Origin of the sequence: Maribacter sp. 4U21 (assembly GCF_002742365.1) — a bacterium.
In the GTDB taxonomy this organism is placed as follows: Bacteria; Bacteroidota; Bacteroidia; order Flavobacteriales; family Flavobacteriaceae; genus Maribacter.
The window spans coordinates 1-13,647 of the sequence record NZ_MDGN01000026.1; the positions used below are offsets into that span (position 1 = coordinate 1).

Genomic DNA, 13,647 nt, shown 5'->3' on the forward strand with positions numbered 1-13,647 from the left:
GTTCGTCGAGGAGGCCTGGAGGACAGGGGTCGATGTCTTCCGTATTTTTGACTCCCTGAACTGGATGGAATCCATTGCCCCTTGTATAGAGCATGTTCGCAAGAAAACAGGAGGTTTGGCGGAGGGGTCCATCTGCTACACGGGCGATATCTTGGACCCTTCAAGGAAAAAGTACGATCTGGGGTATTACATAAGACTTGCCAAGGATATCGAAAATGCCGGGGCCCACATCTTGGGGGTCAAGGACATGGCAGGATTGTTGAAGCCGGATGCCGCCTTTATGCTGATTCAAGCATTGAAATCTGAAATAGACATTCCGGTGCATCTCCATACGCACGATACCTCGTCCATACAAACGGCCACCTACCTGAAGGCGATAGAAGCGGGAGTGGATGTCGTCGATGTTGCGTTGGGCGGATTATCGGGACTTACCTCACAACCCAATTTTAATTCGGTACTTGAAATGTTACGGTTCCATGAACGGGAAAACCCTATGGACACCGAAAAATTAGCGGCGTATTCCAATTATTGGGAAGCCGTACGCAATTATTACTATCCCTTTGAATCCGGCCTGAGGTCCGGTACCGGGGAAGTGTATGGACATGAGATTCCCGGCGGGCAATATTCAAACCTGAAGGGGCAGGCGATTTCCCTGGGCCTAGAGGATAGGTTTACGGACATTACAAAGATGTACGGCCAGGTAAACGATATGTTCGGGGATATCGTGAAGGTGACCCCCAGTTCAAAGGTGGTCGGCGATATGGCCCAGTTCATGGTCGGCAATGACTTGACGGTAGATGATATCATGACCAAAGGGGAGACCATCTCATTTCCCGAGTCCGTAAAGAGTTTTTTCAGGGGTGACCTAGGGCAGCCTTACGGAGGCTTTCCGGCGAAATTACAGAGTATCGTCCTGAAAGATGAAAAACCCTATACGGGCAGACCTAACGCCCATCTGGAACCTATCGATTTTGAGAGGGATTTCAAAGAATTCAAAAGGATGTTCAAAAACGGGATGGGCAGGGAACTCGAGATCACGGATTTCCTTTCTTACAGACTATATCCCAAAGTTTTCATGGAAGCATATAACAACCATGTCAAAAATGGCAACGTAATCAATGTCCCCACCAAGAATTTCCTTTACGGGATGCAAGTGGGCGAGGAAATAATGGTAGAGCTCGACAAAGGGAAAAAGGTATTGATTTCCCTGATGTTGAAAGGTGAACCGGACGAAGCCGGCCAAGTGAACCTATTTTTTAAAATAAACGGCCAACTACGTAATGTGCTGATCAAGGATTCCAGGGTCAACGTTACCAAAAAGGAAAATAAGAAGGCCGATGCGTCCAACGCTAAACATATCGGGTCCCCGCTTCAAGGATCGTTATCGGATGTTTTGGTGAAGGAAGGACAGGAGATCAAAAAGAACCAACCGCTCTTCATAATCGAGGCCATGAAAATGGAAAGTACCGTGGTAGCCACTTCCGATGGTACGGTAGATCAAATTTTAATTGAAGCCGGTGCTTTGGTAGGTTCTGATGATCTGATAATCATTTTGAATTAAGTACATCCAAGGAAAAACATAATTTTATTTTTAAAGAGACTTTACCCATGGAAAATAAACTTAAAATATTTATTTTATTCATATATTATTTTCGTTGTGGATATCAGTTCTTCCTCATGAAATTTTCTAATGAATGTTAATCCGAATTAGTCAGGATTTTGCCTTATACGTAATTACTTAAATACCTTACCCCTAACTATTATGAATATATTACTATATAGGTTAACAAAAACTTCAAAATACAAATCATTATAACTAAAAGTTATATGACATGAAAAATCGGTATTAGGTTCAATTTGCTCTTTTAAGCATCTTTGACTCAAAATATACCGACAATGATTAATTCAAAAGCAAAAAATTTAAACTGTCCAACTTGTTCGAAAGTTTACGATTTAACCGAATTAAATACATTCGCCACTTGCTGCCATCAGCCTTTAGAAGTGACTTATGATTTGAGTTCTACATTTGACAAGTCTGAATTGAAAGGAAGGGAAAACTCGATGTGGAGATACTCTGAATTCCTACCATTGAAAAATTTGGAGCATAAGGTGAGTCTTGGGGAAGGAATGACTCCAATTCTTGATTTAAAAAGAATAGCCAAAACTTATGGTTATAGTAAAATTCTTTTGAAAAATGAAGAATTGAATCCCACCGGGTCTTTTAAGTCCAGAGGTTTAAGTATGGCCATTTCAATGGCGAAGGGGCTCGGTGTAACTGAAATTGTTATGCCTACAGCTGGAAATGCTGGAGGCGCACTTAGCGCATATTGTGCCGCTGCAGGGATTAAATGTACTGTGATCATGCCGGCAATAACACCGGAGATTTTCAAAAAGGAAGTTAAATTCTATGGTGCTGAACTGATTGTTCTTGATGGTCTGATCGATAAGTGCGGACAAAAGGCAGTTGAAATTCAAAAGGCTACAGGTGCTTTTAATATGTCCACTTTAAAGGAACCCTATAGACTACAAGGTAAAAAAACTATGGGATTCGAAATTGCGGAGCAACTAAATTGGGAACTTCCAGATGTAATCGTATACCCAACAGGGGGCGGTACTGGATTAATTGCGATTTGGACTGCTTTTCAGGAAATGGTGCAAATGGGCTGGTTAGATGCCAAGGATTTGCCCAAGATGGTCGCAGTTCAATCTTCAAGCTGTTGCCCAGTTGTGGATTTTATAAATGACCGTCCTAATACTCCAGAATCCTATGGAGAATCCGTAGCTTTTGGATTAGCGGTGCCAGTAGCTTTCGGCAAAGATTTAATTGCAAGGGTTATCAAGGAATCCAATGGGTATTGTGTTTCTGTGGACGAAGCCGTAATTGTTCCAAAAACTAGTGAACTGGCACAAAAAGAAGGAGTTGCCATGGCGCCCGAAGCTGGAGCAATTTGGCAAGCAGTCCTAAATCTTACTGATGAGGGAAAAATTTCTAAGGAAGATAAGATACTCTTGCTGAATACTGGAAATTCTTTGAAGTACTTAGACAGTTTTGATTAATTGTAAAAAATAAAACATAATATGAAAACAATCTTTACCGAAAATGCACCTGCTCCGGTTGGACCGTACGCTCAGGCCATATTAACCACCAATACGAATCTATTATTTTGTTCCGGACAGCTCGGAATAGTTCGCGGTCAGTCAAGTCTGGTTAGTCAGGATGTTGATAAGCAGGCAGGTCAAATTTTTAGAAATATAGAAGCCGTAATTGAAGCCGCAGGTTGTTCGGCCGAAAACATAATCAAAGTAAACATCTTCCTTACTGACTTAAATGATTTTGCGGCCGTTAATAAAATATTCAGTGATTTTTTTGAAAATCACAAGCCAGCACGTTCAACGGTCGAAGTATCCCGTTTACCTATGGATGCAAAAATCGAAATTGAATGCATAGCCGAAACTAGCTAACTACGTACAAGTTTTTGGATATTCTGCATATTAGAATGTATTTAACAATTGTCGAATATTTTAAAGGTCGACTTGAACCGAAAATATAAAAATGAGTATTACATATATAAAAAAGGGTATTGATGTTCGACAGTCGGACATGGTCAATAATGAAGCGAAACGCATAGTAGAAGAAATATTGAACACGGTAAAGTTTAATGGAGATAAGGCGATTAGAGATTTATCCAAAAAATTTGACAACTGGTTTCCTGATTCTTTCAAATTGGATGAAGACGAAATACTTCAATTGATTGAGATGGTACCATCGGAGACGATTGAAGCCATAAAATGGGCTCAGTCCCAAGTACGTCGTTTTGCCCAAATTCAGAGATCCTCCATGCACGATATTGAAATTGAAACCATTCCTGGCGTTGTACTAGGGCATAAAAATATTCCTGTGAATACGGTAGGTTGCTATATTCCGGGTGGCCGATACCCAATTTTGGCATCAGCCCAGATGAGCATCCTTACAGCAAAAGTCGCAGGGGTGAAAACAGTCATCGCCTGTACGCCTCCAGAAGCTAAAACTGGAATGCCATCGCCGACCACTATCGCTGCAATGCATTTTGCCGGGGCAGATGAAATTTATGTGCTTGGTGGTGTTCAAGCCTTGGCATCTATGGCTTATGGTTGTGTTGGAATGCCACCGGTCGACATGATAGTCGGTCCAGGAAACCAATATGTTGCCGAGGCCAAACGCCAGCTTTTCGGAAAAGTAGGAATCGATTTACTAGCTGGGCCAACCGAGGTGCTCATCATCGCAGATAAAACAACTGATGTGGAAATGGTCGCTACAGATTTGTTAGGACAGGCAGAACACGGCCCAAATTCCGCAGCCATATTATTAACTGATTGCAAAGAACTTGCTAACGCAGTTGAGGAAGAAGTTCAAAATCAACTAAAAGTCCTTTCCACAGCGTCCGTAGCTGGTAAGGCATGGAAAGATTACGGCGAAATTATCTTGGTTGATACATTAGATGAAATGGTAGCTATGGCAGATAAACTTGCTAACGAACATGTACAAGTGAACACCGCCAATCCTGACTATTTCCTCGAAAATATGACAAACTACGGTGCTCTGTTTTTAGGAAATCGTACATGCGTCGCATATGGGGATAAAGTCATTGGGACCAATCATACCCTTCCAACTGAAGCGGCCGCGAGATATACTGGCGGACTTTGGGTAGGTAAATTTCTTAAGACGTGTACCTATCAAAAAGTAGAGACTGATGAGGCAAGTGTTGAATTAGGCCAATATTGCGCAAAAATTTCTGAAGTTGAAGGTTTCATGGGACATAAGGAACAAGCTGACCTAAGAATTAGAAGATATAAAAATAAATAGGTAATATTTAAAGCCAGTGATAATGACTATTTATGGGATATAGTAATTTATTTTACTTGATTAAAGAAGAATTTAGTCTAGATAAACTTGTTGATAATGCGCTCCGCCCATTGGCGGATATGCTAGATAGTATAATTTTCTATCCCGTCAAGATTATTAACTATGATGTTCCTGTAATCGTACTTTGGCTGATACTAGCAGCTTCTTTCTTTACTTTTTACTTTAACTTTTTAAATATAAGAGGATTTGGTCACGCAATAAAAGTGGTCAAAGGGGATTTTAAAGGTAAAACTTCCGACGGGGAGATATCCTATTTCCAAGCTTTGATGACCGCCTTGTCGGGCACTATCGGAATCGGTAATATTGGAGGGGTTGCCATAGTAATATCGATTGGTGGCCCTGGTGCAGTTTTTTGGCTTATCGTAGCAGGTTTGTTAGGAATGTCGACTAAGTTCATCGAATGTGTTTTAGGAGTAAAGTATAGGAAGATAAATAAGGACGGTACTATTTCGGGTGGTCCAATGTATTATCTTGAAAGAGGTCTAAAGGATGTTGGATTGGGAAAAATAGGTAGACCGTTAGGTTATTTTTATGCCTTTGCTATAGTTATCGGATGCTTAGGTACAGGAAATATGTTTCAGGCAAATCAAGCTTTTCAGCAGTTCGTATTTGTAACGGGCTCACTAGATAGTTTTTTTGTTGACAAGGGATGGCTTTTTGGAATAATTATAGCATTCGGTGTTGGTTCTGTTATTATCGGTGGTTTAAAAAGAATTGCGCGTATTACTAGTACCATGGTTCCATTTATGGCCATAGTTTATTTAATTTTCGCATTATTGATTATTGGTATAAACGTAGAAAAGATACCCTGGGCATTAAGCGCAATTGTTACTGAGGCCTTTGCTCCTAAAGCTATGGCAGGAGGATTAATCGGAGTTATCATCTTAGGATTTCAAAGGGCTGTATTTTCTAATGAGGCAGGTATGGGATCAGCGGCAATAGCGCATTCTGCAGTGCGTACGGATGAACCTATCCGAGAGGGTTTTGTAGGTCTATTGGAACCATTTATTGATACGGTCATTATATGTACGATTACTTCCTTGGTAATTCTTACGACCGTTTATGAACCAGGAATGCAAAATCTCGATATTCAAGGCATAGAATTAACGTCACAGGCTTTTGCTTCAACGCTCAGTTGGTCAGTAGTACCGTTATCTGTAATAGCCATACTATTTGCCTTTTCAACGCTCATTTCCTGGTCATATTACGGACTTAAAGGATGGACCTATCTGTTTGGTGAAAATAGAATGGCAAAAAACATTTTCAAGATTATATTTTGTCTATTTACCGTTATTGGATGTACTATTCAATTGGAATCGGTTCTGAAATTTTCCGATGCAATGGTATTCTTAATAGCATTTCCGAATATCGTAGGTCTATACCTACTGGCTCCTTTAGTCAAAAAGGAATTGCATAAATATCAAACAAAAATGCATAGTGAATAGCTTGTTTGAAAATGTGAACTCTGTGTTTAATTTAATTTAGAGATGATGATTTCTTTACCCTATCTGGTTTTTTTTGAGGTTGCAACACACCTAAGTTTTACACGTGCGGCAAATTCATTATGTATTTCTCAACCTGCTGTAAGCAAACAGGTTAAGAATCTAGAATCGACACTCGGTATTGCCCTATTGGAAAGAAAAAGCAATAAGATTAAACTGACCCTAGCTGGAAAAAAATTATATAACCACCTAAAAAAAGCCAAAGCATTACAGACTGAAATTCTGACAGATGTTGAAATAGTAAAAGATGAATTTAAGTTTAGTGGTCAATTAACCATTGGTTCGAGCACTTCCTTGTCAATTTATGTGCTTCCAAAAATTATCTCCAAGTACATAGAGAAATTTCCGAGTATCAATATCAGGCTTATAAATAGAAATAATGACAGTATTTTAAAAGCACTCTTCGGGAGAGAAATTGATTTGGCTATAACCGAAGGGCATTCGAACAATAGACAAGTTCATTCCGAACACTTTATGGACGACGAGATAATCGCCATTTGTTCCGCAAAGAATGAATATGCCAATCGTACCATAGAAATTGAAGACATTCCGAAGCTTCCTCTGGTGCTAAGAGAGGTAGGCTCTGGTACGTTAATGGTTTTGGAAAAAGAACTTAAAAAAGTTGGGTTGAAGCCTTCCGACTTAAACGTGAGAATACGATTAGGAGGTATTGAGGTTTTAAAAAATTTTCTCTCTCAGGGAACTGGTATCGGTTTTTTATCAAAGATGGCGGTAGCCAAAGAACTTCATAATCAAGAACTATGTCAGGTTTTCATAAATGGCCTTATAATCAAAAGACAGTTTAATCTGATTATGAGAAGGGGCGAAGAGCCATTGGGATTGGTTAAAATGTTCATTAGAGAGGCTAAGTCACAACAATCCTATAGGTAGAAGCTATATTCAGGAATAAATAAAAAATAATGGTTGCTAAATTTCAAAAAAAATTCACTCAGCAAGAAGCTATTCCCGAACAGGCGATTGCTAAGGCGGTCGATGTCTTAAAATCCGGTAGAATACATCGTTACAATATTGTCGATGGTGAGGTATCGGAGACCAGTTTGTTTGAGACGGAATATGCAGAGTATATGGGTGTAAAATATGTACTTTCCTGTGCATCAGGAGGTTATGCCATGCACATTTCACTTGCTGCGTTCGGACTTCAAACCGGCGAACCTGTACTTACGAATGCATTTACCCTATCCCCCGTTCCTGGCGCCATTCATAATGCAGGAGGAAAATCTGTATTGATAGAAACAACGGAGGATTTAACGATGGATTTGATTGATTTAGAGAAAAAAATAATTTCAAGTGGTTCTAGGGTTCTTCTTTTATCGCATATGAGAGGACATATAGTAGACATGCAATCTCTCTGTAAAATATTGAAAAGATACGAAGTAACACTTATAGAAGACTGTGCCCATACCATGGGCGCGGCATGGGATTCCAAGAAGAGTGGAACTTATGGACTGGCAGGATGTTTTAGTACCCAGTCTTACAAGCACATGAATTCCGGTGAAGGTGGAATCATTGTAAGTAATAATAAAGATTTTATTGCTCGGGCAATTATTCTTTCTGGATCTTATCAATTCTATGACCAGCACAATGCTGCACCAAAGGAAGATTTTATAGAGGCCATGAGTCTGATTTGCCCAAACTACAGTGGAAGAATGGATAATTTAAGAGCCTCAATTCTTAGACCCCAGTTGAAACTACTGCAAAGTAATTGTGAGCGGTGGAACGAAAGATATGCAACAATTGAAAAAATTCTTAAAAAGACGAATGGTATCAAGCTTCCTCAACGTTCCAAAAAAGAAAAATTTGTTGGTAGTTCCATCCAATTTAGGATACCGGATTTTTGCAACAAAGCAGTATTACTTCTGGTGGAGCGCTGCCGCAAGCGGGGAGTGGTTATAAAGTGGTTTGGTAATAAAAAACCTATAGGTTATACAAGTAATCATAAAAGCTGGAACTATCTGGATTATGAAGAATTAAAGGAAACCGATCGTGTTTTAAGTACATTATTCGATTTAAGAATACCGTTGACATTTACACTTGAAGATTGTGCTCAAATAGGAGCGATTATTTGTGAATGTGTAATTGATATTCAGAAAATTAAATCAAGTCCATAGTATTTCGTAGAAATTAGAAACGTTCCTGTTTCCATATAATTTAAAGACAAATTCATCTTAGCTTCGTACGCATTTTTTGTTCGTACTAGGTGAGCTATGCAAAAAAATCTATAATGAAATTTCAAAAAATAACGTTAGTGCTCCTTGGTATTTTGGTTTTAACTGGTTTTGTTAATAGCCCAACAGCACTCATAATCGGTATTCTTTTCACCATAATATTTCCCGAAAGAGTACAGCTTAAAAAGATTATAAAGTACCTCTTACAGGTTGCGGTTGTAGGTTTGGGATTTGGAATGTTCATTAGTGAAACTATAGCCACAAGTCGTGATAGTTTCCTATTAACCCTTCTATCAATTATCATTACCCTAACACTTGGTTTTTTATTGGTAAAAATTTTTGGCCTTGACAAGAAACTTGGACATTTAATAACATCAGGAACTTCCATCTGCGGAGGTAGTGCAATAGCCGCAATAGCACCCATAATAAGGGCTGATGGAAAGATAATTAGTCTGGCCTTAGGTGTTGTGTTTTTATTGAATTCCATTGCCCTAATACTTTTTCCATTTATCGGGCATCAATTTGGGCTAACCCAGTATCAATTTGGACTTTGGTGTGCTGTTGCGATACATGACACAAGTTCTGTGGTAGGCGCAGCACTAGGTTATGGTGATGAAGCATTGAGGGTTGCAACCACTGTAAAACTTTCCAGGGTACTCTGGATAATACCTTTATCGTTCCTATCCATGTACTTGTTCAAAAATAAGGATAGTAATGTTGCTATACCATATTTTATACAGGCTTTTATTATCGCAATTCTCATCAACAGTTTTAGCGCTTTACCCATCCAGTTTTCTGAAATGGCTGTTCTTTTGTCCAAACGACTAATGTTACTATCATTATTCTTGGTGGGTACCACACTTTCAATTAGTGATATAAAGGAAACAGGTGCAAAACCAATAGTATTCGCAAGCATTTTATGGGTTGTAGTTTCTGTTTTTTCACTTTGCTATATTGTATCATTTAACTAGTGTGGCACAGAAAAAGAGTTCAGTTCAATTGGATTTTATCAGCATTTTATCTGTTGAAGAAACTCGAGAATATTTAGTATACTTTAGAGAAAATTGTCTTAGAAGAATAAAACGATGCTAATGGAAAGAAGAAAATTTATAAAAAAGAGTACGGTAATTTCACTCTCTTCATTATTGGGAGCGAATGTTGTTTTTGGACGAAACCTACCCGTGGGTTATGGACTATTAGGCCTGCAAGATCCTGATCCGTTCAAAATGTTCAATAAGACCAATGAAATGATTATTTTAAACGATAATCCTTGGAATTTAGAGTCAAGAGCCCATTTGTTAGACGATACTATTACCCCCAATAATGTAATGTTCGTTAGAAACAATGGTAAAATCCCAGAAAATATTAATAAGGATTCATGGTCCGTTCATTTTAATGGTGAGTCGGCGGTTCATGAAAAAACGTACACATTGAGAGAATTAAAAACTCGTTTCAAGGAGTATACTTATCAATTGACATTGGAGTGTGGAGGAAATGGAAGAAGTGAGTTCAATCCTCCTGCCAAGGGAAATCAATGGGGTTTAGGTGCGATTTCTTGTGCAAGTTGGACTGGGATAAGGCTTAAGGATGTTTTGGAAGATGTCGGAGTAAAAGATTCTGCTGTTTATATTGGTTATCACGCTGCTGATAAACATTTAAGTGGAAATCCTTCCAAAGAACCGATCTCCCGTGGAATGCCCATTGAAAAAGCATATCAAGATGAAACCTTACTTGCTTTTAAAATGAACGGGGAGGCAATCCCTTTGGTGCACGGTTATCCCCTGCGCTTGGTAGCTGGAGGATGGCCAGCATCCGTATCTGGAAAATGGATAAATGGGATTAGTATACGTGACAAAGTTCATGATGGTGCAAAGATGAACGGTGATGCCTATAGAGTACCATGTAATTCAGTTGCACCTGGAACCGTGGTCAAGGACGAAGATATGTGTATTATCGAATCAATGCCTGTGAAATCCTTGATTACTTATCCTAAATCTGGAGCCATACTAAAATCTAGGAAAAATCTAGAAATACGAGGGCATACCTGGGCAGGCGAATTAGAAGTAGTTATGATTGAGTGTTCTATTGATTTTGGGGCTACTTGGATTAAATGTAAGTTAGAAAAGCCGATTAACAGATTGGCGTGGCAACATTTTTCAACAGAGATTTTGTTCCCTCAAAAGGGATATTACGAAGTATGGGCAAAAGCAACCGATTCACAAGGAGTGAGTCAGCCCATGATTGTCCCTGGATGGAACCCTAAAGGATACCTAAATAATGCATGTCATAGAATAGCGATTAAAGTGGAATAATGAATAAGATAAAGAAAGTTAAAAAAAGTTTGAAGATTCTAAGAAGACTTTTAAGACTTACCGGGGTTTTTATGGCTTTCATAATTATCCTGTTCTTTTATCTTCTGAATTATGAAAGCTTATCTATTTCATCATCAGTTCTATCCGAAGAATATCAATTGGTTAAAAAACCCGATGTAATGGAGGATGCTTATGACATGGTCAAAGATGGAATACATGTAAGAACGGGACTAAAGGCTTCTGATGGTTATATGACCGTTGTGAACAACTGCACTAATTGCCATTCTGCAAAACTGGTCATACAAAATCGAATGAATGAAGATCGATGGAGGGCAACTATAAAATGGATGCAGAAAACTCAAAATTTATGGGAGCTTGGGGAAAATGAACAAATCATAATAGATTATTTAGTGCTAAATTATCCCCCTGAGCTTAAGGGTAGGCGTTCAAATCTTGATAATGTAGATTGGTATGTATTGGAATAGCACCTTAAATATTTTCTAAAAAAAATGATTTTTCACGTCTAATAGTTAACCCGAGTTTCCTAAAAAGGAGGAGCACAATGAGTTTGTAAATTTATGGTGCGAACTATAAAAACATCTCAAAATGCTCCTGGACAAGGTTATAGCAATATATTTTTTGGTCAACGACTTACTGAAAGAAATCAACTATAACGAACATAGCAACAGGAGAATCACCGATGGACAGGTAATCACCGCCGCCTTGGTATCGGCACTCTATTTCCGTGGCGACCAGACGCTTTCGTTGGACTATTTGGGCAGGCATATCTTCGGCGACATGCTCAAGAAGAGCGGTTTCACCAAGCGTCTGCACAAGCTCAAGGAAACCTTGATGTTCATCCTGTTGCGCATAGGCAGGATATTCAAGTACATGTGCTGCGGGATGAAATACATCATCGACTCCTTTCCCATGAAGGCCTGCCACAATGGACTTGCAACAAAAAAGTAGACAATTGGATAAGAGTCATGCTGCTGTTTTTTGATTGTACATTTCTATTCAAATTCCTCTATGGTTTTATACCCCACGGTAATGTCGGACAACCAGACTTGGTTCTTTCTAAAGACCGTAAAGTTCTGGTTCAAAATATTACAGGCCAATGGAAAGTTGTGTTCACTGTCCGTTGTAACCTTGAACCTGCGCTTTCTTCTGGCAAACAGGTTATTGACCATCATTATCCCCGCCACTCTTGGTCTGGAAACATGATACCCCTTTTTGAAAGTTTCGCTTTGATCCTTGGTGCCCCTCAATACCGATGTAGGGATATCCAATTCCTTGCATATCTCGAAAACGCTACCATGTGCGTAGCTAAGTTCCACAGCTTTCTCCTTAAACCCTTCGGTGTAATTTCTTTTTTCTCTTGACATGTTTTATAGTTAATTTAAATATCTAACATGCTCTTGACTTTATGTCCAGTTAAATATAGTAAGTCCATTTTGCGTAGTGTTCTTCCCATAGCGACTGTCTGGTTACCTTGGTTTTACACAGCTCCTTGTCAAAGTAGGGAAAGCACTTCTCGAGAGTCAATAACTGCTGGCTCTTGGGCTTTTGATTCGTTTTGAAGAGTTTGTCCAGTTCTTCCAGGGTCATTGCAGAGACCTCCTAATTGGTTGTCTGGTAACGCCTGAAAAAGGCAATGTACTTGGTAATGGTATTGCGCGATATTCCCAGTCCGGAACTTATCTCACGCTTGCTGACCCCCTCTCTGTGGAGCCTGAATATCTGCTTTATTTTTCGCATGTCTATTTGTTTATTGGCCATCGTCTTTTTAACAAAAAAGACCTTTGGCTTTTACAAATAGAATCGACTTTTTTTAGTGGTTCACTTTGACCCGACCCGGCAATGGTGGTATACTATCGCCGATTTTTACACTTTTATTAATATTCAAAAACTACGAAACTTGAAGTATATGATGATGTACAAAACGTATTTTCTAAAATTCAAGTAAGTTATTGAATATCAGATAAATAAAACTCATTCCATATTGTTGAATACGTTCTGCACATCGTCGTCCTCTTCGATTTTCTCTAGAAGTTTTTCTACATCGGCGGCTTGTTCCTCGGTAAGTGCTTTGGTAACTTGAGGAATACGTTCAAAACCGGAGGAGAGTATTTCTATTTCACGGTTTTCTAATTCTTTCTGTATGGCACCAAAACTCTCAAAAGGAGCATAGATAAGAATACCGTCTTCATCCACAAAAACTTCCTCGGCACCGTAATCTATCATCTCCAGCTCCAGTTCTTCCGGGTCAATACCTTCTGCGGGAATTCTAAAATTGCAGGTATGGTCAAACATAAACTCAACCGAGCCAGATGTTCCAAGGCTACCGTTACATTTATTAAAATAGCTACGCACATTGGCAACCGTGCGAGTATTATTATCCGTTGCGGTTTCTACAAGTATGGCAATACCATGGGGCGCATAACCCTCGAACAGTACTTCTTTGTAATCGCCAAGACTTTTATCACTTGCTCTTTTTATGGCGCGTTCCACATTGTCTTTAGGCATATTTACAGCCTTGGCATTCTGTATGACCGCTCGTAATCTGGCATTGGAATCCGGGTCGGGACCTCCGTCTTTTACGGCCATGACAATGTCTTTCCCTATGCGTGTAAACGCTTTGGACATGGCTGCCCATCGCTTCATTTTCCTTGCTTTTCTGAATTCAAAAGCTCTTCCCATGTGTTTTCTTTAGGATTATAATTTCAAATGTACTAAAATATTGA

At 39.2% G+C, this 13,647-nt stretch carries 12 protein-coding genes and 2 pseudogenes; 11 read left to right on the forward strand and 3 right to left on the reverse strand.

The window, feature by feature from the left end; genetic code table 11:
• The 11 genes and pseudogenes from BFP77_RS04720 to BFP77_RS16820 all read left to right on the forward strand — a co-directional run.
• Window positions 1-1,561 (forward strand): biotin/lipoyl-containing protein (locus tag BFP77_RS04720; protein ID WP_306475415.1); only part of this gene is annotated, 1,561 nt, incomplete at its 5' end.
• A gap of 335 nt (window positions 1,562-1,896) precedes the next feature.
• On the forward strand, window positions 1,897-3,057 hold the full coding sequence (locus tag BFP77_RS04725; protein WP_099572912.1) for a threonine synthase: 1,161 nt from the start codon (window positions 1,897-1,899) through the stop codon (window positions 3,055-3,057).
• A gap of 21 nt (window positions 3,058-3,078) precedes the next feature.
• A complete protein-coding gene (locus BFP77_RS04730) occupies window positions 3,079-3,462 on the forward strand; it encodes a Rid family detoxifying hydrolase (protein WP_099572913.1) in 384 nt (127 codons plus the stop codon).
• 91 nt (window positions 3,463-3,553) lie between these two features.
• Window positions 3,554-4,843, forward strand: a complete 1,290-nt coding sequence (gene hisD, locus BFP77_RS04735; protein WP_099572914.1) for a histidinol dehydrogenase — start codon at window positions 3,554-3,556, stop codon at window positions 4,841-4,843.
• Between the two features lie 32 nt (window positions 4,844-4,875).
• Window positions 4,876-6,348 carry an alanine/glycine:cation symporter family protein gene (locus tag BFP77_RS04740; RefSeq protein ID WP_099572915.1) on the forward strand — a complete coding sequence of 491 codons (1,473 nt, stop codon included), beginning with the start codon at window positions 4,876-4,878 and terminating at the stop codon, window positions 6,346-6,348.
• A 42-nt stretch (window positions 6,349-6,390) separates the two neighbouring features.
• Window positions 6,391-7,296 (forward strand): LysR substrate-binding domain-containing protein, encoded by a 906-nt coding sequence (locus BFP77_RS04745; protein ID WP_099572916.1) that lies wholly within the window; start codon window positions 6,391-6,393, stop codon window positions 7,294-7,296.
• A gap of 29 nt (window positions 7,297-7,325) precedes the next feature.
• Window positions 7,326-8,534 carry a DegT/DnrJ/EryC1/StrS family aminotransferase gene (locus BFP77_RS04750; RefSeq protein ID WP_180272310.1) on the forward strand — a complete coding sequence of 403 codons (1,209 nt, stop codon included), beginning with the start codon at window positions 7,326-7,328 and terminating at the stop codon, window positions 8,532-8,534.
• 113 nt (window positions 8,535-8,647) lie between these two features.
• Window positions 8,648-9,562, forward strand: a complete 915-nt coding sequence (locus BFP77_RS04755) for a YeiH family protein (protein ID WP_099572918.1) — start codon at window positions 8,648-8,650, stop codon at window positions 9,560-9,562.
• Between the two features lie 120 nt (window positions 9,563-9,682).
• On the forward strand, window positions 9,683-10,903 hold the full coding sequence (locus BFP77_RS04760; RefSeq protein ID WP_099572937.1) for a sulfite oxidase: 1,221 nt from the start codon (window positions 9,683-9,685) through the stop codon (window positions 10,901-10,903).
• Between the two features lie 71 nt (window positions 10,904-10,974).
• Window positions 10,975-11,388, forward strand: coding sequence for a monoheme cytochrome C (locus tag BFP77_RS04765; RefSeq protein WP_257212866.1), 414 nt, complete (start codon window positions 10,975-10,977; stop codon window positions 11,386-11,388).
• Window positions 11,389-11,509: 121 nt separating this feature from the next.
• Window positions 11,510-11,851, forward strand: a pseudogene (locus BFP77_RS16820) (IS982 family transposase); the annotation flags it as partial.
• A gap of 98 nt (window positions 11,852-11,949) precedes the next feature.
• On the opposite strand, the pseudogene BFP77_RS17505 reads toward BFP77_RS16820, so the two are convergent.
• The 3 genes and pseudogenes from BFP77_RS17505 to BFP77_RS04780 form a co-directional block, all read right to left on the reverse strand.
• A pseudogene (locus BFP77_RS17505) lies at window positions 11,950-12,167 on the reverse strand (IS3 family transposase); the annotation flags it as partial.
• A 356-nt stretch (window positions 12,168-12,523) separates the two neighbouring features.
• The gene (locus tag BFP77_RS17260) at window positions 12,524-12,661 is read right to left on the reverse strand and encodes an HTH domain-containing protein (protein WP_257212867.1); all 138 of its coding nucleotides are present in this window, start codon (window positions 12,659-12,661) and stop codon (window positions 12,524-12,526) included.
• 234 nt (window positions 12,662-12,895) lie between these two features.
• Complete coding sequence (locus BFP77_RS04780) at window positions 12,896-13,603, reverse strand: YebC/PmpR family DNA-binding transcriptional regulator (protein WP_099572922.1); 708 nt, start codon at window positions 13,601-13,603, stop codon at window positions 12,896-12,898.
• Window positions 13,604-13,647 lie beyond the last annotated feature (44 nt).